A 21614-nucleotide genomic window follows, 5' to 3' on the forward strand; every position below is an offset into this window, starting at 1 on the left:
CTCCATATTTAAGGGATTTCATTATGGCAGAATCACATGTTATTTCGGCACTCGTATTAAAGAGAAGTGAATTTTTAGGTGAGATACAACATTATGAAGCACTTATAAAAGAGTATAAAGAGAATCTTGTCAGCATAGACAAAACCATCCATATTTTTGATGCTTCATATGACCTTAGAACTATAAAATCAAAAAGAGTTATGAAAGAGAGATATTTTCAAATTGGAGAAGCGGTTGTTTTAATTCTTGATACACTTAGAACAAGCAATAAACCAATGAAAACAGATGAAATATGTGCTGCGATTGCTTCAAAAAAAGGTTTATCTTTAGAAAGCGATTATGAAAAAGCTACCTTTCAAAAAACTATAGTTGCCTCTTTAAGCAGAACAGTGAATAATAATCTTGTTGAGAGAGCTGGGAGGGACGGGTTAACTATGATTTGGCAGATAAAAGCGGTTATTTAAGCTCCCAGTCTCTCACTCACCCTCTTATTACCCTGCCAGTATCCACAGAACTCATTGCTTACGGGTGTTGCTAAGCATTTTGAGAAGATGTCATTGAAAATAGCACCATTACTCATTCTTCGTGTATCTTCACGATAAGCGATTTCATTGGCATAGTTACTCAAATAGAGGTTTGAAATTTTATGACATTGTCCATACTGCATACGGCGAAATCTTGCATTGTATGATTCAGATTGATTATTACAAGCACCATCCATACTTTTATATTCAATACTGTGATTTACTCTTTTCATATCATAATGAGCGTGAAAATGGTCATAGCCAGTATGCTCATCTGCATGGATTATTGCTCCAAGCTCAATGCTATTATAGATTATCTCTTTGATGTCAGAAGTGTTCTCACCCTTTGTGATAAAAGTCTTTGTTCTTACGGAACCAACGCATTTAGAATTAATTTCAGCTCTTTGTCTAATTGAGATGACCGTTCTTTTATTGGGCTTATAGGCTTGTCTTCTATCAATTCTATCTTCAATATTATTCGCTGGTCTGATATAGTTTCCTACATAGACACCATCCACTTCACACACTCCGCTTAGTTTTTCATTATTTTGATTTAGCAGAAGTGATTCTCTAATCTTATGTGATAAAACCCAAGCCGTTTTATACTGAACATCAAGGTCACGACTAAACTGCAAAGCTGAGATTGATTTTACTGCATTGGTGAAGAGCGCTATGGCTATCAAATAGACTTTTAGTGGAAGCTTGTGACTTGCAAACAGAGTTCCACTTGTAACTGAAAAAGTATGATTGCACTCTTTACATCTAAAGTGTCTGCGTGTTGTTAAGAAGTAATGTTCACCACAATTTCCACATGATGGACAAACAGGCTTACCCTTATTATCACTCCATCTTACTGCTTTAAAATTCTCAAAGGCTTCATCGTCACTCATAGTAAAAAGTTTCATTAGTGATAAATCTCTGGCTTGTGCTGTAAGTAAAAAATGTTGTGACATAAAAGGCCTCCTTAAAAATACATGATAATTATATCGAATTTGATTATATTTTGTCAATTAGTTTAACTATTTAAAGTATATTTTGTTAATTTTATTGGTTATAAATATAATTTTAGATATAATCACTTGTAAATATGAAGTTGAGGCGAAAGATGTTAGAGTTTGATAAAAATATACCAAAGAATTTAATCAAGGCAGAACTACATCGCCAAGGTCTACAAGTAAAAGATTTAGTGAGACTCTTAGAACCCTATAACGTAAAAATGACTGATTTATCATTCAATAACAAAATGAGTCGAAAAGGATTTAGTGCAGATTTTTTTCTTAAGTGCATGGATGCATTGGGTGTAAAAACACTGAAAATTCGTGACTAAAGAGAAACGATTTGGCTTTACTATTACAGAATGAAATATTTTTGACTGTTTTAAAAAAAAATAAATAGACTTACAAAAAAAGAAGGCAAAAAATGAGTAAAAGTATTATAAATGACATGTGCATTTCAGATACATTTGAAGCTAGACCAATATTGAAATGGGCAGGGGGTAAAACTCAACTCTTAGCAGAATTACTTAAACGAATGCCATTAGAATATAATAACTATATAGAACCTTTCTTTGGTGGTGGTGCGTTATTTTTTAAAGTTCACCCTAAAAAAGCTATTTTATCTGATATTAATCCTGAATTGGTTCATTTATATAATACAATTGCTACAAATCCACATGAAGTCATTAACAATTTAAAGAATAACTTTTACAATGAAGAAGAATTTTTTTATCAAATGCGTGCTATAGATACTGAGCCACTGACAGATACTATGAAAGCTGCAAGAACAATTTATCTTAACAAAACATGTTTTAATGGCTTATATAGAGTGAATAAAAAAGGTCAATTTAATACGCCATATGGAAAATATAAAAATCCAAATTTTTGTGATGAAGTCACAATACTCGCAGCCTCTAAAGCCCTTCAAGGAACCATTTTTGAGCATATGAATTATAAGGATACTTTGACTAAATATGCAAAAGCTGGCGATTTCATTTTTTTAGACCCGCCTTATTTACCAATTAGTGAATATTCTGATTTTAAACGTTATACCAAGGAAGGTTTTTATGAAGAAGACCAACAAGAATTAGCAACACTAGTAAAACAGTTATCAGAGGAAGGATGTCATGTACTTTTGACAAATTCTAATGCGCCTCTTGTATATGATTTATACAGTGACTTTGATATAAGCGTTATTCAAACAAAGCGCCATATAAATAGTAAAAGTAATAGCAGAACAGGACAAGATGTTATTGTATCTGCTCCACCAAAGCGCAGAAAACTTGTAAACTTGGGAAGTTTTGATCTTCCCCTCCAAAATAAAAAATATCCAACTACAAGATATATGGGTAGCAAACAATCTTTATTAAATCAAATTGCTGCAGCAACCAGCTCTTTTCAATTTGAGACTTTTTTAGATTTGTTTGGGGGTAGTGGTGTTGTGAGTTATATGTTTAAAACATTAGGGAAACAGGTAATATCTAACGATTATATGGCAATGAATTTTAAGCTTTCTGATGCGTTGATTTCCAATAAAGAAATTAAATTGTCTGAATCTGATATAGAACTTCTCCTCCATGGTAATTTAGATGACAATGGATTTATTTCAACAACTTTCAAAGGTATTTATTATACCGATGAAGAAAATGCTTTTATCGATTTAGTTAGAAATAATATTCAAAAATTAAAAGACAAAACAAAACAAAATATTGCGATGAGTGCGCTCATCCGAGCATGTACTAAAAAGCGTCCTCGTGGTATTTTTACATACACGGGATTCCGTTACAATGATGGCCGAAAAGATTTACTTCTTAGTTTTGAGGAACAATTTAGAGCCGCTGTTAAAGTAATCAATAATGCAGTATTTGATAATGGCAAGGCAAATAAATCTCTCAATAAAGATGCAATGGATGTTAATGTCAAGGCTGATTTAGTCTACATAGACCCACCATATTTCAACCCAACTTCGGACAATGAATATGTAAGACGTTATCATTTTATTGAAGGTTTAGCAAAAAATTGGCTTGGTGTTGAAATGCAGTGGGAGACAAAAACTAAAAAATTTAAAAATTATCCAACACCATTTAGTACCAGAATCGGTGCTTATGATGCTTTTGACAAGTTATTTAAAAAACATTCTAATAGTATTTTGGTTGTATCATATTCATCAAACTCATTCCCAACGAAAGATGAGATGGTTGGGTTATTAGCAAAATATAAAAAAGATGTTGAAGTCTTAGCCATAGATTACAAATATTCATTTGGTAATCAAGGGCATAAAATTAACGATAATAAAAATAATGTACAAGAGTATATCTTTATAGGATATTAGTATGACACTATGGTTTTTTGGGAATACTACAGTCAGATCGCCTTTTCGATTACGAGACGGTTTGATTGCTATTTATAAAGCACAGTTACAAGGTCATCTTCGCGGCAAAAATGAAGAAATGAGGTTTAATGAAATTCTTGCTGAATTTGGAATTGTTGATACCAAAAGTGATGTTACTTATAGTATTGGTAGGAAGTGGAGAGCCGCATTAACACAACATGGATTTTTGTATCCAAAGCTAAACAAAAAAGATCAAGATAATTTTTTATCAGAACTTGGAGCTACAGATACTATAACACCAAATGGTTTTAGATTAATGCGAGCAGAAACAGTATCTGGGTGGCAAGAGTGTTTTTTGCGTTCCATGGCAGCATATATTGTTCCTTCTGATATTGAACCTAAAAAAGAAATTTCTAAATATTTTTCACCTCTTCGATTGGTTTTAGAGATTATGCTAGAGTTAGAAAAAAAAGTTGGTGATAGCAAAGTAAATTTTATTGAGATAGCATCAATAATTCAATGTCGAGTACCAACTGATGGTATTCAAAACATTGTTGGTGAAATAATTTCGCTTAGAACAGCCAGAAACGATTCAATTAGAAAAAAACATTTTGATCGTTTAATTTATGATAATTTAGCGGAGAAATACAACAAAAAACCAGACACATTTAGTGCCTATGCTGATGCAAATCTAAGATATTTAAAAGCAACAGGGCTTTTTTATAGTAAAGGACGAGGGATAGCCTTATCTGATGAAAAACATGTACTCATTATCAAACTTGTTGCAGATAATTTTAAATATACTTATGATTTAGCTTATTTAAAAAATCTTACCAACGGTGCAAAACTCCCATTAGACAATCATGATGATGCTATGGATGTTCTAAATGATCTTATTGGAAAATTACGCCAACGGGGTGAATTTATCGATGTATCACAAGAAAAACTCGATACTCCTTCTGATATAGCCATCATTAGACATACCATTGAAGATAAATTATTTAAATTTCATGAAATTGATTATGCTAAATCACAAGCATCACAGATAGATGAAATATTAATATACCTTGATCTTTTCTCTAAAAATAAAGTAAAACATGAACGAGAGGATGGCAGTAGTATCGAAATTCCTAGCTCTGAAAAACCAGCATATTTGGAATGGATAATATGGCGCTCATTTTTAGCTATCAACTCTCTTACAAATATGCCTTGGGAGGCAAGAGGGTTTAAAGTAGACCAAGATTTTTTACCTATTGGGACAGCTTCTGGCGGTGCTCCTGATATGGTTTTTGAATTTGAAGATATGGTAATTGTGGTTGAAGTAACGCTAACTACATCTTCAAGACAAGAAGCAGCAGAAGGTGAACCTGTTAGAAGACATGTTGCAAAATATGCTGAATCATTTGATGGGACAGACAAAAAAGTATTTGGATTATTCATTGCGATTAATATAGACACTAACACTGCTAATACATTTCGTCTCGGTGAGTGGTATTTAAAAGATGACAAAAAAATAGGCTTACTTATTGTTCCAGTTGAACTAAATGATTTCAAACTTCTTTTAACTGCTTATCGATCAAATATTGCCCAAGTAAAAGATATTTTAAGACCATTGATGATGGAATGCAGGGTAGAAATAAATAATGATGCACCTAAATGGAAGAAAGCAATTTCAACTATTATTAATAATCAAATAAAATTTTATAATCATGCAAACCCTAGAATATAATAAAGAAACAGGTCAAATCACTAGTTGCGAGTACAATGAAGGCTTTTTAGTAAGTTCAAACGATATTACTACTGCTGTAATGACTTTAGCGCTTGAGAAGCTTTATGATGATTATGGCTTGGATATTGGTGATGAAGTTGTCATTACGAAGAAAAATGGTTTGGATAAAGTTACTAAATTTGAGGTGTAAAAGTGGCTCGTATTGATATATTAAGCGACTTACATTTGGACGCCTATTTTCCTCACACTCCAAAAGTTAAAAAAGAAGCTGTTAAAGATATTTTTGACCCTATATTTCTGGTAAATAGAACAAGCGTAGGTGATGTTCTTATTATTGCGGGAGATATAGGGCACTACAATGAACAAAACATTGAGATATTGCGGATATTCAGGCAAGAGTATTATCAAAATATCGTATGCGTATTAGGAAATCACGACTACTATTTAAATTCAAAAGATGAGCAAGAGAAGTACCAAAAATCCTCATTTGCTCGTGTAGAAGAGATGAGAGCGTTAATCAATGCAGAAGAAGGTATGTATTGCCTCAATGGTGCCGTAGTTGAAATTGATGGTATTAGATTTGGTGGTGTTGATAGTTCTTACAATAACGCTTATCTAAAAGTATATTTCCCCATTTCTGATAATCCAAGATCGAATAATGAGTATTGGAAAATGAATATGCCAGATCATAAAATGATGTTTGGCATTAAGAAATACAATCAACTGTACAAGTTATCACTGCCGTTGCTAGAAGCAGTGTATAAAGATTGTGATGTGATGATAACTCACGTCAATCCCTCTTTTTTACATCAGCATTTGTCTCCTAGTTGGCAAAATAATCGTAGCAGTATGTTTTACTCTTTTGATGGTCATAGGTTCTTAGAGGGCGGCAGTATGAAATATTGGCTATTCGGGCATACCCACAATAGGCTAGAATACGAACATTATGGTGTTACGTGTATCTGTAATCCTTTGGGCTATCCACCAGAAGAGGACTACAATAAGATGGCCGTGACCTTGAGGAGTATTGAGTTATGAAGTATATCACTGCTGTTTCAGCTTTAAATATCCCTTTTGGACTCATTCAATGCGATTGGCATCAAACTGAAATGCTGAAAAATAATTTTTATCAAATTCACCCGTCTAATTTCATGGGCGCAGTCGATATTTTTGGAAACTATGGAATTTATGACAATACTGATTTTTTTACCAAAAAGGGTTTTGAAGTCTCTGGTGTTTTGGTTGCTTCTCCGATTCGTGCACTTTTGGATATCTTGTTTAATTCCATTGTTGAGAGAGGTGTTTATCCGAAACATTTTATGATGAGAGATTATCTGTTTGATGAGATTGATCGTGTAGAGTTAAGTGAAAAATTGAATACTTTTGGTGAAGCCTTGAGTAGCGGGAAGCTAGATATGCTCTTGAGATGGAGAGCAGAAAATGAAATATAGTGAAGATTTCAAATTAACAACGGCTATAGATTTACATAATATCATTATTGTTTGTGAGCGTCTTGATGAATTAGACGAGAAGACGCTCTTAGATTTTCAAAGGTTAAGTCGTGATACGGAGTTGCTTTTTAGTTTTAAAGATGGCTATGACTCAGATCCATTGCTTGCTGGACGATTTTACGAGGATATGTCAATGCTTGAGAAGATTTTTTCTTGCACTGGGGTTGATCTTGAAAAAGAGTTTCCTAAATCTTAATATTTTATAAATGGCGTAAGTTTTTTGGAGAGATTGGTGTGTTTTAAGAACGGGTACTTAATCTAACAATGAAAGAAGTACGCTAGTTCACGCTTAAGCGTGTATGCTTAGATAGTGTCTCCACTACTAAGGGAACGCATACTTATTTCAACAATAAAAGTATATCATATTTAGTGAAAATTTGGCAAAACATCAGGTTACAAAATCTTGTGCACTTGCTACATAATATCGGTTTTTATCGAGAGGGAGGTTATCGACAGAAGCCACATACCCTTTTTTGTGTATCTGAATATGCCCCATTAAAGAATCGGTAATCTGCCCAACCGTGTAACTTTTAAAGCTCCCTGACATCGCCGTGTAGATAAGCACAAAAATGACCCCTATTGTAATCAATGAAGCCGTTAAAAGCGTTCTTCGATAGTTTCGTTTGAGATTGCGATAGGATATTTTAAGGATATTGTTCATTTGTTCATCCTTTGATCTGCTACAATTTCACCATCAACAAGGGTGATAAGTCTGTCCACATTGGAGACTATTTTTTCATCATGGGTTGCAAACACAAACGTCGTTTGATGCTCTCTTTGAATTTTTTTCATCAGCTCAATAATCATATGTGCTGTTTTGGTATCAAGATTCGCCGTAGGTTCGTCCGCAAAGACAATTTTTGGATTGGTCACGAGTGCTCTTGCTATGGCGACACGTTGCATCTGACCGCCTGAGATTTTATCAGGGGTTTTATCTTTATGATCCAACATCCCAACCTCCTCAAGTAACGTAAGTACCCGTGATTTGCGCTCCTCTTCGGGAAGGTTTTGGATCATAAGGAGAGGATATTCAATATTTTCATACACACTCAGCACAGGAATAAGATTGAAACTTTGAAAGATAAAACCGATGTTTTCGCCCCTAAAATTCGCCATCTTTGTTCTGCTCATCCCCGTAATAGGTGAGCCATTAATGGTAATTTCACCGTTGGTTGGGGTATCAAGGCACCCGAGCATATTTAAAACCGTACTTTTCCCACTTCCACTAGGTCCAACTAAAGAGATAAATTCCCCCTCGCTAATCTCTAAAGACAAATCTTTGATAACTTCTTGACGTATCTCGCCTGTCTGATACACTTTTTTGAGATGATTCGCGCTAATCATATTCTTTCCCCTTTTATGTCATTTGTAAAAGTATAAGCCGGCTATGTTAATACGATGTTAATTACTATCGTCTTGGTAAAGATTAAACTCTTTGAGTTGTTTTTTGAGTGTATTTCGAGAAATATCGAGTATGGTGGAAAGCTGTGTGATGTTTGGACAGAGAGAAAAGCTTACATGTAAAAGAGATTTTTGCATCATCTGCTCTAATTCATGGGCTTTTTCAACCCCTTCTTTCTCTAAAAAATCACGACAAAATTGCTCTAAGTTCTGTTTTTCACACGGCGATGCGTCTTCAAACTCTTTGATGTCTTCCGCTTTGATCATCGCGTCGCTGGCATTGAGACAGGCACTGTAAATCGTATTGCGCAGCTCTCTAATGTTGCCTCGCCAATGATGGCGTGCAAGCTTCACCAACGCTTCTTCAGAAATGGATGTTATGGTTGTTTTAAGATCGCGGTTGGCTTTCGCGATAAAGTGTTCACACAAAATAGGAATATCTTGAATCCGCTCTTTAAGCGTTGGCATCGTGATGGTGAGCATGGAGAGTCGAAAGTAAAGGTCTTCACGAAAACTCTTTTGCTGGCTTTGCTCTTTAAGATTGGCATTGGTCGCACTGATGACGCGTCCTTCAAACGTGATCTCCTTTGCACCACCCACACGCCTGAACTTTTTTGTCTCTAAAAAACGAAGTAACTTGCTTTGAAGCTCAATGTCAAGCTCTCCTATCTCGTCTAAAAAGAGCGTTCCTTCGCCTGTTTGCTCGGCGTACCCGATGTGCTGTTTATCGGCACTCGTGAACGAGCCTTTTTCATGCCCAAACAGTTGACTCTCAAAAAGCTCTTTTGGAATGGACGCGCAATTCACGGCAATAAAAGGGTGTTCCCCATGCGTAGAGTTAGTATGAATGAGATTGGCGATCAGCTCTTTACCCGTTCCTGTTTCTCCGTAAATAAGCACAGAAAGGTCGTTATTGGCGGCAATGCCAATCTTTTTATAGATCTCTTTCATTGTTTCATACGAACCTACAAATGCCTCTTCCCCTTGCTTGATCGGCTTTTTAGCACTTTTTTCTTTACTGGAAGTGTCTGCATATTTTCCAACCAACGCTAAAAGCTGCACCTCATCAAAAGGCTTTTGTAAAATGTCTTTAATGCCGATTTTGGACGCTTCGATCATATTGGTCGGTGTCGTGTACGCTGTCATCAAGATGATAGGAAGATGAATGCCTGCTTTTTTAAACTGTTTAATCAGATCAATGCCTGTAAGATTTTCTCCTAGCATCACATCGACGATTAAAAGCTCGACGCCTTGCTCTTCGATGATTAAAGCGAGTTCAAACTCTTCGCCATTAAACTGCAACGGTGTGTGTTGATTGCGCTGTAAAATTTTAGCAACCGAGTAGCGAATCTCTTGTTGGTCATCAATAATGGCAATTTTCATAAAACCTCTTCACATGGGATATACAAACAAAACTTTGTCTGCTCTTCTTGACTTTCAAACTCGATGTAACCGTTGGAGAGATAGACAATTTTATAGATGCTAAAAAGCCCCAAACCAGAGCCCTCTTTTTTTGTGGTAAAAAAGGGTTTAAACAGATTGGCTTTGGTTTTTTCATCCATCGTTTCACCTCTGTTTTTGACACACAAGATGGAAAATCCTGCTTGCTCTGCCCTCTTCCATGTGATCTCAATCGTACTCAGTTGAAACGCTGCATCAATAGCGTTATTGAGTAAATTTATCAAAATAATTTCAATGGCATTCGCCCCCATTTTGACGCTCAAATCTTCTTCAATAACGCTCTGAATTCCTAAATGTTTTTTACTCAAAGAAGCGCGTAATAATGCAATAGATTCTTCAACAAATTGCTTTACATGTAAAGGTTTTTCGTACTTAAAATCCGCTGGTTTGGCAAGGGCTAAAAAGTCCACCACCTGATGATCGATGCGCGCTAATGCTCCATGAATAATGGGCATATCTTCTTTATCGGGCAGTTGTGATGGAGAGAGCAACAACTTTAAAGGCTGCAGCAAATTTTTAACTTCATGCGCAAACGAAGAGCCAATTTCCCCCAAGATAATGAGTGAGTGTGAAATGCGAGCATTTTTTTCCTCTTTTTCAATGGAGTCTCGCAGCTCATGCATCAATTGCGTTGTTTTTTCGATGATGCGGGTAATCTCATCGTTCTCTTTGCCTTGATAAATCGTAATGTCATCCCAGCGTTTTTCAATCATCGCCGTTGCATTGTTCGAGAGCAGATCAAGCCTACCAAGCAATCTTCCCATAAAAATATTGGCAATAACAAGGGAAAGTAGAGCCACCATCGTTAGAAGCACAAACTGCGCTAGAAAAGCTTCTTGTATCATGCTCAAAAATGTCTGATTTTTAACCTTCAGCACAAAAGAGCCAAAAATTACGCCATCTTCTTCAAAAGGAACAACGTTATAGCTATCAAACTCTTTAAATATATCGCCAAGGCGATAATGCTCCGTATCGGTATGGGCTACAATCACATTATGATTATCTACAAATCCCGAGCTTTCGATCATACTGCTGGAACTCAGCGTTTTGAGAAATTTGTACAGCTCCCACTGATTATGCGTAAGAATAAACTCACTCACAAAAGCTTTGTTAGAGTTGATATTGGTCTTAATCAACTCATCAATGATCTGATTGGTATGGTTTTTATGAATGTCGATATTGATCAAAATCGACACCGAAGAGATCGAAAAAACGACCCAAAAAATAAGCGTGGCAAGTTTGACTTGAACAGAAAGCGCTAAAAGATAGTCAAAAAACTTTTTCATTGTCTCTGTTCAATGACCTCAAGCATTTTTGCCACATTGGAAAAATCTTGACCAGAGGGGAGATCAAAACGATCCAAAGAGAGTTTTTCTAAAATGCTTTGACCGTACGCATCTTGGTGCATCGTAATGAAAGCATTTTGAAGTTCTTCAAACTTTTTTTGAGGCAATGAACTTCGCGTAACAATCGGAGAATTGGTATAAGGTCCTAGAATTTGTACGACTTTTAACTGCCCAATTTGATCAGGATGCTTTTGCGCAAAACGGGTATAAACGATGCTGTCCACACTTGCCCCATCCACAAATCCATCAATAACCGCTTTGATGGACTCTCCGTGTTCATACGTATAAATGTAGGATTTAAAAAACGTTTTAGGGTCCATCCCATGACTTAACATATAGTAACTTGGAGCCGTAGCCCCTGAATTACTTTCAGGATCGGTAAAGGCAAAAATTTTTCCTTTAAAGTCTGCAAGGGAATCAACCGAAGTGCTTTTTTTTGCAATGATATAGGAGTAATATTGATCGCTTCCATCAAAGATGGGAATCGCTAAGATTTTACCCGTTCCTTCTTTATCCAACTTGGTATAACTGGAGTTACAGACATACGCCACATCCACTTTATGCTCTTTAATGAGCTGATTCATCTCTGCATAGGTTTTTGAAAAACGTATTTGTACATCAAAATCACTGATTTTATGTTCTAAATACTTCTCCCAATCCATAAAATTTTTAAGATCATCTTTCAATACTGTTCCCGTTAATCCAAGAACAATTTTTTCTTTTGCACAGAGTGAAAAAGGGAGCATGATCAGCAAAAAAAGCATGGTAAATTTTTGAAAGGCACTGGTCAAAATTTGAACGTTTTTCATCTTTATAAAGCTCCTTTTTTCTCTTGAAGCCCCTATTCTAGGGCTTTAGAAAGTTGGCACGTTAATTGCAGTAAGCACATTGTACTTGAAGAAAAGTTCAAAAAACTTTAAAGGAGTCCATGATGCAATTATTGTGGGATATACGGGTCTCGCTCGATCTGTTTTTGGGTGGTTTAGGTGTAGGAGCCTTCCTCGTGGGGGTTATACTTTACTATGTCGATGCAAAAGTTTACGATGGTTTTGTCAAAAAATCATTTGTGATTGCACCGCTTTTGGTGATAGCAGGATTGTTGCTGCTTCTTACAGAACTTGGTCGCCCCTTGAACGTTATTAAAACGATCTATGCGATTAATCCAACATCGTTTATGTCAATCGGTATCTTTTTACAAAGCGCGTTTGTAGCCGTTGCGCTTCTTATCGCCTTTAAAGTACTGACCAGTGGTGTTGAATCGCTTAGCTCAAAAATCGTTTACGCAGGTGCCATTCTTGCGGGACTCGTTGGTTTGTATCATGGATTTTTACTCTCCGGCATCGCAAAAGAGCCTTGGAACAACGCTATTCCTGTTATTTTCTTTGTCTCGTCTATTCTTTCAGGTGCATCCTTGATGGTTCTACTGAACTTAGGAAGCCTAGAAAGTCTTGTAACACGCTTTAAACTTCCCCTGATCATCAACATGGTTTTAACCATTGAGTTAGCCGCTGTTTTTGCATGGGTTTACAATCTTGCCCTGACAACAGCATCTTCTAAACATGCCTATGATGTTCTCATCAGCAACTTTAGTATGGAGTTTTGGGTACTGAGTATTTTAATGGGGTTAATTGCACCTTTAGCCATTTTCACATTGGTCATTTTAAACAAATTATCCCTCAAAGCAGTCGCCATTCCAACCTTCGCAATCATCGTTTTAGGAAGTTTTTTCCTCAAAAACTTAGTTGTTTATCTTGGTCAAGCAGTATAAGGAGTCAATGATGAGTATTAACAGAAGAGATTTTCTCAAAACAACAGCAGGAAGTGCTGCGGTAGCTTCAACCCTTTCTATTTTTCCAGAAGTTGTCGAAGCCAAAATTGGAGAGCTCGCCTACGAGGGCGAAGCAGGTAAATGGATGAGCTCAACCTGTCAAGGATGCACAAGTTGGTGTGCTATTCAAGGACTTGTTGTCGATGGTAAAGTCGTAAAAATCAGAGGCAATCCAAACTCTCCAAGTGGTGGTCGTATCTGCCCACGTCCACACTTAGCATTGCAACAAGTGTACGATCCAGATCGTGTTAAAACACCCCTTAAACGTACCAATCCTAAAAAAGGAAAAGGCGTTGATCCTAAATTTGTGCCTATTTCTTGGGATGAAGCCATTAACACCATCGCTGATAAAATTATGGAGCTCATTAACGCTGGTGAAACACACAAATACCTTCTTATGCGTGGTCGTTACACCTATATGAATGAGATTATGTACAACACCTTTCCAAAACTCATTGGTAGCCCGAACAATATCTCTCACTCTGCGATTTGTGCCGAAGCTGAGAAGTTTGGTCGCTACTACACAGAAGGCTATTGGGACTATGCCGATGCCGACTTGGATAACTGTAAATACCTTCTTGCATGGGGATGGGATGGAATTGCGTCCAACCGTCAAACACCCTGGTTTATGAATCAATTAGGCTATATGAAAGATAAAGCACGCATTACGGTCATTGACCCAAGACTTTCCGCTACCGCCTCAAAAGCAGATCGTTGGTTGCCAATTATCCCGGGGATGGATGGCGCACTTCAGATGGCAATTGCGCATGTGATTTTAAGTGAAGGGAGATGGAATAAAACCTTTGTAGGTAATTTTACCGATAAAATCAATTATTTTATTCCTGAAAAAGAGGTGCCAAGCGAGCTCGAAGTCGAAGGCAAAGTCATTCCTGTCGTTTTTGAAGAAAACCATACGCATGGAGTAGTTGCATGGTGGAATTTAGAGCTAAAAGACCGTACCCCAGAGTGGGCTGAAAAACTCACCGGTATCAGTGCTAAAGAGATCAAAGAAGTGGCACGTGAATTTGCAGCAGCAGGAAGTCGCGCAATATCATGGGTGAGCCCAGGGGCATCGATGCAAGTACGAGGTGCGTACTCTTCGTTTGGCGGACACGCTCTCAATGGTCTTGTAGGCTCGGTCGATGCTGAAGGCGGTATCTTACAAGGTAGTTCTGCCCCTTCTGCTAAAATGCCTGATTACAAACCATACTTGAATGAACAGCTTGAAAAAGCACTCAAACAGAAAAAAATTGACCAACGTGGCACCAAAGGGTTCCCTGCACTCAATAAAAAAAGTGGCGGCGGTGTCGTAACCAGTCGTGTCGCACAAGCGATGATGGATAAAGATCCTTACGACATTAAAGTCGCTATTGGGTATTGGAATAACTTTGTTTTTTCTATCAATGGCTCTAATGTTTGGGAAAAAGCGATGGAACAGTTACCATTCTTTGCACACGTTACAACCAATATCGCTGAGATGAGCATGTATGCGGACATTGTTTTACCCGCTAAAATGCACCTTTTTGAACGCTATGGTTTTGTTAAAAACAAACAAAATATGTACGGGTATATGTCCATTCATCAACCATTGATTAAGCCGTATGGTGAAGCCAAAACCGATGAGACGGAGGTTCCCTTCTTACTCGCTCAAGCTTTAGCTAAAAAAGGGTTTGATGGTCCACTTCGCTATTTCCAAGACAATTTCAAAGATATAGAAACAGGAAAAACACCTGAAACTTCCGAAGAGTTCGATCTTAATGTTGTCAAGTTTCTCAGTAAACCTGTATGGGATGGCTCAAGTAATGACAAAGGCGATACCATCAACAGCTGGAATGAACTCCTCGAAAAAGGTGTTTGGAAAACCAAAAAATACAAACCCGGCAAAAAAATCGACAACTTTAAAACCGAAACGAAAAAATTCGAGTTTTACAGTGAAACACTCAAAAAAGTGATGATTGAGCATGCCGAGAAAAATAAAATCACGGTGGATGAAGCGTTTGAAGCAGCAAACTATACCTGTAGAGGTGAGTTAGGCTTTGTTCCTCACTATGAAGAAGTGGTACGTCATGGTGACGAAGCGACCTATCCGTTTATCTTCTCCGAACATCGATCTCGCCTCAACCGCGAAGGTCGTAGCCAAAACTGCTCATGGTACTATGAGATCAAAGACGTTGATCCAGGTGATGTTGCGAACAAAGATGTGACCAAAATCAATCCACTTGATGGCAAAAAATTGGGGTTAAAAGATGGCGATAAAATCAAAATTTCTTCACCACAAGGTAGCCTTGAGAGTGAAGTGAAACTCTGGGAAGGAACGCGCCCTGGTGTTGTGATCAAATGTTACGGACAAGGGCATTGGGCGTATGGTCGGGTAGGCTCTGAAGTTTTTGGTGCAAAACCAAGAGGCGGAAACAATAACGCCATCTTGTTCCACGATTATGAACGTCTCAGTGGTGCAAACCCACGTCACGGCGGACTTTCACGCGTCAAAATTGAAAAGATATAGGGAAAGGATAGATTATGACAAAAAAATATGGAATGGTCATTGACCTTCACCGCTGTGTAGGATGTGGTGCGTGTGATTTGGCATGTAAAAGTGAAAATAATACCCCTGTAGGAATTAACTGGGCTAGCCACACAACAGAGACTTATGGGGTTTTCCCAAAAGTAAGCTACAAACACACGCCTACTTTGTGTAACCATTGTGAAGATGCTCCTTGTGTCAGAGTGTGCCCGACTCATGCGATGCACAAAACAGATGAAGGTTTTGTCGTACATGATCCGAGCATTTGCATCGGCTGTAAAAGCTGTATGTTGGCTGATCCTTATGGCGTTATCTTTTTCAACAAAGAACATGCGTTTTTAGATTTTGCAACCGATACAAGCAGTGCCGTTAAAGATGGAACGTTCTCGAAAAAAGAGCTTTCCGATAAAGCCAAAGCACCTTTTCCTAACTTTAATGCGGCGCGTGGTGCGGATGGATACGAAGCAGTACGTCGTAAAGGTGCCGTTGAGAAGTGTTCATTTTGTAACCACCGCGTTGCAAAAGGGCTCTCTCCTGCATGTGTGGTAGCGTGTCCTGCAGATGCGCGTATTTTTGGTGATCTCAATGATGAGAAAAGCAAAATCGCAACCACACTTAGAGCACACAAACCAACGGTGTTGCTTCCTGAAAAAGGCACAAACCCTAAAGTGTTCTATATCAGAGAGTACAACTAACCAAAGACCCTCTTTTGAGGGTCTTCTTAATTTAATAGAGTTCTAAACACGTCATTAAAGCAAAGCTTCAAAGACTACGTTAACACTGGGTTTTCCTCGGCGAAATGCCCGCGCACCTTTGGTGCTTTTACTTCTTGCAAAATGGATTCTGCGAGAAGTCTAATACAGGAGTTGCACTTATGCGTCTAATCTTTTTATGTCTTAGCTTTTTTTTATCCCTTCATAGCGCGGAACTCTCTTATGTAGGTTCATCAACCATTGGGAAAACTGTTTTGCCAGAATTTGCAAAAGAGTTTTCAAAAAATTATGGGCATACCTTTTCGCGTATTGAAAACCCTGGTTCTGGGCAAGGTGTTGATGCACTTTTGAAAGAGGAAACGGAACTGGCAGGTATTTCACGCGCCATTGAAACCAAAGAGAGAGCCTTAGGGCTTCGCTTTTTTATCATAGGGTACGACGCGATTGGCGTGGTTGTGCATAAAAATAACCCTGTCAAAAATCTCAGTATGGAACAACTCAAAGATATTTTCTCAGGCAAAATCAAAAACTGGAGTGAAGTCGGAGGAGATAATGCACCCATCGTTGTGGTCATAGAAACGCTTGCCGACAAACGCGCCACGCAAATTGTTTTTACAGAGATTGTTTTTGATACAAAAGTTTTAGTGGGAACCTACAGTAAGGATGCCATCGAAGTCGACGCTCCCATCGATGAAGTCAATTATGTCAAAAACCACCCCAATGCCATTACCGCAGCGAGTATGGTTTTTGTGAAAAACACACCTGAAGTTCAGGCGTTAAGTATCAACGATGTCGAAGCGATTGATAAAAATATTGCCGATGGCTCTTACCCAATTTCAAGGCCGTTAGTGCTTGTAACCAAAGAGAACCTCTCAACGGCTTTAGTGCAATTTCTAAACTATGTTTACACCAAAGAGGCACAAGCGATTGTTGCTAAAACCTTTGTCGCCGTTCGATAGGAGTTCAGATGAATCACTTTAAATTAACCCTACATGCTAAAATTTTTACGTTAATGTTTCTCTTTTTTCTTCTGTTTGTAGGCTATGGTTCCTACCTCTCTTTTCCTTTTTTAGTATGGAAAATCAAATGGAGAGCCGACTGGATTCTGTTTCATCCAAGACAGCGCATCAAAGCGATGAACTCTCAAACCTTGATACCTTGCAAAAAGAGATCGCCCTTCTTTTGGAAGCAAAAACACTCTTTGAGTCTATGGAAAAAGCGCAAAAAAACTATGCCTCTTTACACGATGGTGCGTATTGGCTTGATTTTAACGCACTCTATTCCACGCTTGAAAAAGCCCTCAATCATCCTTTATTGATAGCGCTTTCACCCACTCTGAAAGCTGGATTTGAAAGCCTTAAGGAAGATTTTGAGAGTATGGATAAGCTCATCGTCTCCTTTAATGACGAACGTGCCAAACAAATTTCACTGATCTCACTTTCTCCAAAAATTGACCGCTTTAAAGCGCTGATTGATACAGCAATGAACCAAAGAGAAGCAATACGCCAAAATGTCATTGCCTCAGCCATTGAAACACAAACCCTTACCCTAGAAGGGGTAAAAGAGCTCAAAATTGCCAATGATACGATGCACCGCAAAATGGTCATCATCAATAGTGTTGGAGGCGTTATCGCTCTAGTGATGCTCTGCTTAGCGACCTATTTGCCGACGATACTCTCCAAGCAACTCAAACAGTTTAGAGAAGCGTTTCGAGTGCTCTCCGATGGGGATTTCAGGCATAAACTCACCTTTACTGGTACCGATGAAGTCGCAGAACTAGGCCCTTTATACAATAGCATTGTGGAGAACTTGAGCCAAAAAATTCATTTCATTGTGGCAAAAGCGAAGGAGCTTGATCATATCGCTACGGTGGTTAGTCAAATTGTAATAACGCTTGAAAAAACAGCAGAACACGTCTCAACGCATACCCAAAAAATTAATGAAACCAATCAGAATTTTAGTGCCATTTCCCAACAAATTAGGCTCATTACCAGTGCCACCATCGAAGATGCCCAAACGCTTCTAAACAATAATACACACGTCAGCAGTACCGTGCAAGTCTCCATTGACGATCTTAAAATGGCGGCGCATGCCACAAGCGAAATTCAACAAACGACAGAATCCCTCGCCATTGCAACCGAACAAATCAGTCAAATTCTTTTAGCGATTGAAGATATTTCAGATCAGACCAATCTTTTAGCCCTAAATGCTGCCATTGAAGCGGCGCGTGCGGGAGAACATGGGCGTGGGTTTGCGGTTGTCGCTGATGAAGTGCGTCATCTAGCAGAAATGTCGCATCAAGCGACAGGGAACATTGAGCACATTGTTGCCAATGTCCATGGTAAAGCATTGGAAGTCAAAGGGCAAATTGAACAAAGTGCACAAAGCTTGCAAGAGGTTATTTCACAAACCCAAATTGCGCTTGGCTCTTTTGATGGCATTAGCCATGCGATTATGGCGCTCAATCAAGAACTCAATACCGTAGAGCATGAGACCAATACACAGCAAAAAGAGAGCTTGCAAATCCATAAAGTCACCACAGAACTCACCGTCCAGACGCATTCAATGGCTGAAATCTCTAATGAACTTTTATCGTTTTCCAAACAGCTAAAAATAACGGCCGACGCACTTCAAGCCAACATGCAAGAGTTCAAACTGCAAGCTTTTTAGGAGGGTGAAATATCTTTACATGTAAAGCCTAAACAAAAAAGCCTTACGTGCCTAAAAGGGAGCTGTAACGCGTCTCTTCCATGGCACGTCCTGCGCCTAGGATGATGTTGTGCAGAGGATTTTCCACAAGATTGACCTGTATCTCTAATTTCTCACTGAGGTAGCGATCGAGCCCTTGAAGCATCGACGAGCCGCCTGTAAGCAAGATGCCTTGATCGTAAATATCTTGCGCAAAGGAAGGCGGGAGCTCTGAGAGTAGCGAATGGGTGAGTGCTACCATTTTATCGGCAAGAGGCATGATGGCACGGTGTACATCGGTGGAGCTGACCACAAAACTTTCAGGAAGTCTTGAGACGAGATTTTTTATATTGATCTTCATCGTTTTTTCTTCGTTTTCAAACAAATTTCCCAGCTCTTTTTTCAAACGCTCCGCATCGTTATGTGAGACGAGAATACGCTTATGCGCTTTAAAATACTCGATAATCGCCTCATCAAGATCATTCCCCGCAAGACGAAGCGACTTACTCATCACAATGCCATTGCATGAAAGCAGTGAAATATCGCTCACGCCTGCACCAATGTCAAGCACTAAAACACCTTTGGGTAGCTCAATGGACTGCATGGAACCAAGGGCTGCAGAAAAAGGGTCTTTGATGAGCATCACATCACGCGCACCCCCATCTTTGCACGCTTCTATCACCGCACTTCGCTCCATGGACGTCAAATCACTCGGAACACTCACCACGATGGTTGGCTTGAAAAAACGACGTTGTGCAATGCGGGAAATCACCTCTTTGATGTAGGCTTTCGCCACGGTCAAATTAGCGATTGCTCCTCTGGAGAGCGGATGCATCACTTCAATGTATTTTGGGTTTTTACCCCACATGCGCCTTGAAGAAGCACCGCCATCAAAAAATGAGTTTCGGTTATTATCAAAGGCAATGGACGTTGGCTCATCTAAAATGATCCCACGACTGGGTTGATACACCAGTGTATTATTGGTGCCAAGATCAATAGCAAAGGCGTTGGTAGATCGGAGAATTGCAAACATTATGACTCTTTAGGTACGACTGATTTTTTAATTTTTTTCTTACGACTGTAGATGTTAATCGACTCAACTGCAAGGGAGAATGCCATCGCAAAGTAAACATATCCTTTTGAGATATGAAGCCCCAACCCTTCAGCGATCAGTGTCACACCAACTAAGATCAAAAAGGAGAGTGCTAAGATTTTAATGGTAGGGTTCGTATCGATAAAATTAGAGATACCTTTACTCGCAAACATCATCACCCCAACAGCAATCACAACGGCTAAAATCATAACGATGATGTCATTGGCCATACCCACCGCCGTAATGACCGAATCAAGGGAAAAGACAATGTCTAAGATTGCGATCTGAATGAGTGTATTGAAAAAACCGCGTGAGCCTTTTTTGAGCTCTTTTGCCTCTTCGCCTGCCTCTTCAATATCTTGGTGAATCTCCGTCGTTGACTTTGCAAGCAGAAAAAGTCCTCCGATGATTAAGATCAAATCGCGCCCTGAAATAGCTTGCCCAAGAATAGTAAAAAGCGGTGTTGTAAGCTTCATAATCCAAAAGAGTGATAGCAAGAGCATGATGCGGGTGATCATCGCAAGAGCAAGTCCAAAAATACGACCTTTATCTCTTTGATGCGCCGGCAAACGCCCTACTAAAATCGCAATAAAGATAATATTGTCGATGCCAAGCACGATTTCTAAAGCCGTCAAGGTCAATAACGCCATAAGCGCTTCGAGGGTAAACAACGATTCTAACATTTCATTCTTTCCTGATTTTTGTTTGTTTCATTGTACCGACTTTTGGGTATAACTCTTCTTAGTAAATCCTCTTGTTAAGCTATGTAAGTTATAATACACTTCCTAAAATAAGGAGTCTGTATGGTTTTTGGTAAGATAGATTATATCAATCTTCTTCCCTTTCATGTTTTCTTGAAACGCTCTTCCCTCCCCAACGCTTTTAAGCGCTCATGTGAGCATCAAAAAGCCGTTCCCTCCGTCATCAATCGCAAATTTAGAAATCGTACTGTGGATGCTGCTTTTATCTCAAGTATTGAGAGTAAACGCCTCACAATTAAACGCCTCAACATTGGTATTGTGGCGCAAAAAAATGTCAAAAGTGTCCTCATTAAAAAAGGTGAGCCCAAAAGTGATCCCGCTTCTGCAACATCGAACAAGCTTGCCCGTGTCCTTGGGTTAAAAGGTGAAGTATTCATAGGCGATCGCGCGCTAAAGCTCTATCTAGAATCGCCCGAAACCTATATCGATCTTGCGCAAACATGGCATGAGAAGTATCATCTTCCGTTTGTATTTGCTCGTTTTTGCGTCAATACTCGTCAAAGTTTTTACAAACGACTCTCGACTCAATTTGTACGACACCCCATCAAAATTCCTAACTACATTCTCTCTAAATACGCGAAAGAGCGTGGTATAACAGAGAAAAATATTAAAGAATATCTCAAACTGATTAGCTATACTATTGGAAGAAAAGAGCAAAAAGCACTCTTTATGTTTTTAAAAAAAGCCAAACGCCTTTAAGCCTTCATC

General features: G+C 38.6%; 22 protein-coding genes. 14 read left to right on the top strand and 8 right to left on the bottom strand.

Going from position 1 to position 21614, the window contains the following annotated elements; genetic code table 11:
• Positions 1–23: 23 nt before the first annotated feature.
• Positions 24–464 (top strand): hypothetical protein, encoded by a 441-nt coding sequence (locus tag SMUL_RS15610; RefSeq protein ID WP_025346184.1) that lies wholly within the window; start codon positions 24–26, stop codon positions 462–464.
• Here SMUL_RS15610 and SMUL_RS15615 read toward each other — a convergent pair.
• The gene (locus SMUL_RS15615; RefSeq protein WP_025346185.1) at positions 461–1477 is read right to left on the bottom strand and encodes an IS1595 family transposase; all 1017 of its coding nucleotides are present in this window, start codon (positions 1475–1477) and stop codon (positions 461–463) included. The genes SMUL_RS15610 and SMUL_RS15615 overlap by 4 nt on opposite strands.
• Positions 1478–1629: 152 nt before the next feature.
• Between SMUL_RS15615 and SMUL_RS15620 the strand changes: the two genes are divergently transcribed.
• The 7 genes from SMUL_RS15620 (at position 1630) to SMUL_RS15650 (ending at position 7287) form a co-directional block, all read left to right on the top strand.
• Complete coding sequence (locus tag SMUL_RS15620) at positions 1630–1851, top strand: DUF6471 domain-containing protein (RefSeq protein ID WP_025346186.1); 222 nt, start codon at positions 1630–1632, stop codon at positions 1849–1851.
• A 92-nt stretch (positions 1852–1943) separates the two neighbouring features.
• Complete coding sequence (locus tag SMUL_RS15625) at positions 1944–3851, top strand: Dam family site-specific DNA-(adenine-N6)-methyltransferase (RefSeq protein ID WP_025346187.1); 1908 nt, start codon at positions 1944–1946, stop codon at positions 3849–3851.
• A gap of 1 nt (position 3852) precedes the next feature.
• A complete protein-coding gene (locus SMUL_RS15630; protein WP_025346188.1) occupies positions 3853–5580 on the top strand; it encodes an AlwI family type II restriction endonuclease in 1728 nt (575 codons plus the stop codon).
• The gene (locus tag SMUL_RS15635) at positions 5561–5770 is read left to right on the top strand and encodes a hypothetical protein (protein WP_025346189.1); all 210 of its coding nucleotides are present in this window, start codon (positions 5561–5563) and stop codon (positions 5768–5770) included. Before SMUL_RS15630 ends, SMUL_RS15635 begins: the two co-directional genes overlap by 20 nt.
• Before the next feature lie 2 nt (positions 5771–5772).
• Complete coding sequence (locus SMUL_RS15640) at positions 5773–6618, top strand: metallophosphoesterase family protein (RefSeq protein WP_025346190.1); 846 nt, start codon at positions 5773–5775, stop codon at positions 6616–6618.
• Positions 6615–7031, top strand: a complete 417-nt coding sequence (locus tag SMUL_RS15645; protein WP_025346191.1) for a hypothetical protein — start codon at positions 6615–6617, stop codon at positions 7029–7031. Before SMUL_RS15640 ends, SMUL_RS15645 begins: the two co-directional genes overlap by 4 nt.
• Entirely contained in the window at positions 7021–7287 is a 267-nt protein-coding gene (locus SMUL_RS15650; RefSeq protein ID WP_025346192.1) for a hypothetical protein, read from the top strand. The genes SMUL_RS15645 and SMUL_RS15650 overlap by 11 nt, the downstream gene beginning before the upstream one ends.
• A 192-nt stretch (positions 7288–7479) precedes the next feature.
• Here SMUL_RS15650 and SMUL_RS15655 read toward each other — a convergent pair whose 3' ends face one another.
• Genes SMUL_RS15655 through phnD form a run of 5 tightly spaced genes read right to left on the bottom strand, consistent with a single transcriptional unit; the run spans position 7480 to position 12108 of the window.
• Positions 7480–7752 carry a hypothetical protein gene (locus SMUL_RS15655; protein ID WP_025346193.1) on the bottom strand — a complete coding sequence of 91 codons (273 nt, stop codon included), beginning with the start codon at positions 7750–7752 and terminating at the stop codon, positions 7480–7482.
• Positions 7749–8435, bottom strand: coding sequence for an ABC transporter ATP-binding protein (locus tag SMUL_RS15660; RefSeq protein WP_025346194.1), 687 nt, complete (start codon positions 8433–8435; stop codon positions 7749–7751). Before SMUL_RS15660 ends, SMUL_RS15655 begins: the two co-directional genes overlap by 4 nt.
• 57 nt (positions 8436–8492) lie before the next feature.
• Positions 8493–9875 (bottom strand): sigma-54-dependent transcriptional regulator, encoded by a 1383-nt coding sequence (locus tag SMUL_RS15665; protein WP_025346195.1) that lies wholly within the window; start codon positions 9873–9875, stop codon positions 8493–8495.
• Entirely contained in the window at positions 9872–11239 is a 1368-nt protein-coding gene (locus SMUL_RS15670) for a sensor histidine kinase (protein ID WP_025346196.1), read from the bottom strand. Before SMUL_RS15670 ends, SMUL_RS15665 begins: the two co-directional genes overlap by 4 nt.
• Positions 11236–12108 carry a phosphate/phosphite/phosphonate ABC transporter substrate-binding protein gene (phnD, locus tag SMUL_RS15675; RefSeq protein WP_025346197.1) on the bottom strand — a complete coding sequence of 291 codons (873 nt, stop codon included), beginning with the start codon at positions 12106–12108 and terminating at the stop codon, positions 11236–11238. The genes SMUL_RS15670 and phnD overlap by 4 nt, the downstream gene beginning before the upstream one ends.
• Positions 12109–12227: 119 nt before the next feature.
• Here phnD and nrfD point away from each other — a divergent pair, with 119 nt between their 5' ends.
• The 5 genes from nrfD to SMUL_RS15700 all read left to right on the top strand — a co-directional run bounded on the left by nrfD (position 12228) and on the right by SMUL_RS15700 (position 19034).
• Positions 12228–13067, top strand: coding sequence for an NrfD/PsrC family molybdoenzyme membrane anchor subunit (gene nrfD, locus SMUL_RS16870; RefSeq protein WP_084613151.1), 840 nt, complete (start codon positions 12228–12230; stop codon positions 13065–13067).
• A gap of 10 nt (positions 13068–13077) precedes the next feature.
• The gene (locus tag SMUL_RS15685; protein ID WP_025346199.1) at positions 13078–15633 is read left to right on the top strand and encodes a molybdopterin-dependent oxidoreductase; all 2556 of its coding nucleotides are present in this window, start codon (positions 13078–13080) and stop codon (positions 15631–15633) included.
• Positions 15634–15647: 14 nt separating this feature from the next.
• Positions 15648–16346, top strand: coding sequence for a 4Fe-4S dicluster domain-containing protein (locus tag SMUL_RS15690; RefSeq protein ID WP_038533586.1), 699 nt, complete (start codon positions 15648–15650; stop codon positions 16344–16346).
• Positions 16347–16525: 179 nt separating this feature from the next.
• Positions 16526–17323 (top strand): phosphate ABC transporter substrate-binding protein, encoded by a 798-nt coding sequence (locus SMUL_RS15695; RefSeq protein WP_025346200.1) that lies wholly within the window; start codon positions 16526–16528, stop codon positions 17321–17323.
• A 127-nt stretch (positions 17324–17450) separates the two neighbouring features.
• Positions 17451–19034: a methyl-accepting chemotaxis protein gene (locus SMUL_RS15700; RefSeq protein ID WP_025346201.1), complete on the top strand. Its 1584-nt coding sequence runs from the start codon at positions 17451–17453 to the stop codon at positions 19032–19034.
• A gap of 43 nt (positions 19035–19077) precedes the next feature.
• Here the strand turns inward: SMUL_RS15700 and SMUL_RS15705 are convergent, their stop codons facing one another.
• Entirely contained in the window at positions 19078–20085 is a 1008-nt protein-coding gene (locus tag SMUL_RS15705) for a rod shape-determining protein (RefSeq protein ID WP_025346202.1), read from the bottom strand.
• A complete protein-coding gene (locus SMUL_RS15710) occupies positions 20085–20828 on the bottom strand; it encodes a TerC family protein (RefSeq protein WP_025346203.1) in 744 nt (247 codons plus the stop codon). The genes SMUL_RS15705 and SMUL_RS15710 overlap by 1 nt, the downstream gene beginning before the upstream one ends.
• 120 nt (positions 20829–20948) lie before the next feature.
• On the opposite strand from SMUL_RS15710, the gene SMUL_RS15715 reads away from it, so the two are divergent.
• The gene (locus tag SMUL_RS15715; RefSeq protein WP_025346204.1) at positions 20949–21605 is read left to right on the top strand and encodes an MqnA/MqnD/SBP family protein; all 657 of its coding nucleotides are present in this window, start codon (positions 20949–20951) and stop codon (positions 21603–21605) included.
• The last annotated feature ends 9 nt before the right edge of the window (positions 21606–21614 follow it).

Source organism: Sulfurospirillum multivorans DSM 12446, from assembly GCF_000568815.1.
GTDB classification, from domain to species: domain Bacteria; phylum Campylobacterota; class Campylobacteria; order Campylobacterales; family Sulfurospirillaceae; genus Sulfurospirillum; species Sulfurospirillum multivorans.

What these genes read in the sequence shown, in the direction of transcription:
- SMUL_RS15610 (WP_025346184.1), top strand. Translation starts at nt 24, where the DNA reads ATGGCAGAATCACATGTTATTTCGGCACTCGTATTAAAGAGAAGTGAA.
- SMUL_RS15615 (WP_025346185.1), bottom strand. Translation starts at nt 1,477, where the DNA reads ATGTCACAACATTTTTTACTTACAGCACAAGCCAGAGATTTATCACTA.
- SMUL_RS15620 (WP_025346186.1), top strand. Translation starts at nt 1,630, where the DNA reads ATGTTAGAGTTTGATAAAAATATACCAAAGAATTTAATCAAGGCAGAA.
- SMUL_RS15625 (WP_025346187.1), top strand. Translation starts at nt 1,944, where the DNA reads ATGAGTAAAAGTATTATAAATGACATGTGCATTTCAGATACATTTGAA.
- SMUL_RS15630 (WP_025346188.1), top strand. Translation starts at nt 3,853, where the DNA reads ATGACACTATGGTTTTTTGGGAATACTACAGTCAGATCGCCTTTTCGA.
- SMUL_RS15635 (WP_025346189.1), top strand. Translation starts at nt 5,561, where the DNA reads ATGCAAACCCTAGAATATAATAAAGAAACAGGTCAAATCACTAGTTGC.
- SMUL_RS15645 (WP_025346191.1), top strand. Translation starts at nt 6,615, where the DNA reads ATGAAGTATATCACTGCTGTTTCAGCTTTAAATATCCCTTTTGGACTC.
- SMUL_RS15650 (WP_025346192.1), top strand. Translation starts at nt 7,021, where the DNA reads ATGAAATATAGTGAAGATTTCAAATTAACAACGGCTATAGATTTACAT.
- SMUL_RS15655 (WP_025346193.1), bottom strand. Translation starts at nt 7,752, where the DNA reads ATGAACAATATCCTTAAAATATCCTATCGCAATCTCAAACGAAACTAT.
- SMUL_RS15660 (WP_025346194.1), bottom strand. Translation starts at nt 8,435, where the DNA reads ATGATTAGCGCGAATCATCTCAAAAAAGTGTATCAGACAGGCGAGATA.
- SMUL_RS15665 (WP_025346195.1), bottom strand. Translation starts at nt 9,875, where the DNA reads ATGAAAATTGCCATTATTGATGACCAACAAGAGATTCGCTACTCGGTT.
- SMUL_RS15670 (WP_025346196.1), bottom strand. Translation starts at nt 11,239, where the DNA reads ATGAAAAAGTTTTTTGACTATCTTTTAGCGCTTTCTGTTCAAGTCAAA.
- phnD (WP_025346197.1), bottom strand. Translation starts at nt 12,108, where the DNA reads ATGAAAAACGTTCAAATTTTGACCAGTGCCTTTCAAAAATTTACCATG.
- nrfD (WP_084613151.1), top strand. Translation starts at nt 12,228, where the DNA reads ATGATGCAATTATTGTGGGATATACGGGTCTCGCTCGATCTGTTTTTG.
- SMUL_RS15685 (WP_025346199.1), top strand. Translation starts at nt 13,078, where the DNA reads ATGAGTATTAACAGAAGAGATTTTCTCAAAACAACAGCAGGAAGTGCT.
- SMUL_RS15690 (WP_038533586.1), top strand. Translation starts at nt 15,648, where the DNA reads ATGACAAAAAAATATGGAATGGTCATTGACCTTCACCGCTGTGTAGGA.
- SMUL_RS15695 (WP_025346200.1), top strand. Translation starts at nt 16,526, where the DNA reads ATGCGTCTAATCTTTTTATGTCTTAGCTTTTTTTTATCCCTTCATAGC.
- SMUL_RS15700 (WP_025346201.1), top strand. Translation starts at nt 17,451, where the DNA reads ATGGAGAGCCGACTGGATTCTGTTTCATCCAAGACAGCGCATCAAAGC.
- SMUL_RS15705 (WP_025346202.1), bottom strand. Translation starts at nt 20,085, where the DNA reads ATGTTTGCAATTCTCCGATCTACCAACGCCTTTGCTATTGATCTTGGC.
- SMUL_RS15710 (WP_025346203.1), bottom strand. Translation starts at nt 20,828, where the DNA reads ATGTTAGAATCGTTGTTTACCCTCGAAGCGCTTATGGCGTTATTGACC.
- SMUL_RS15715 (WP_025346204.1), top strand. Translation starts at nt 20,949, where the DNA reads ATGGTTTTTGGTAAGATAGATTATATCAATCTTCTTCCCTTTCATGTT.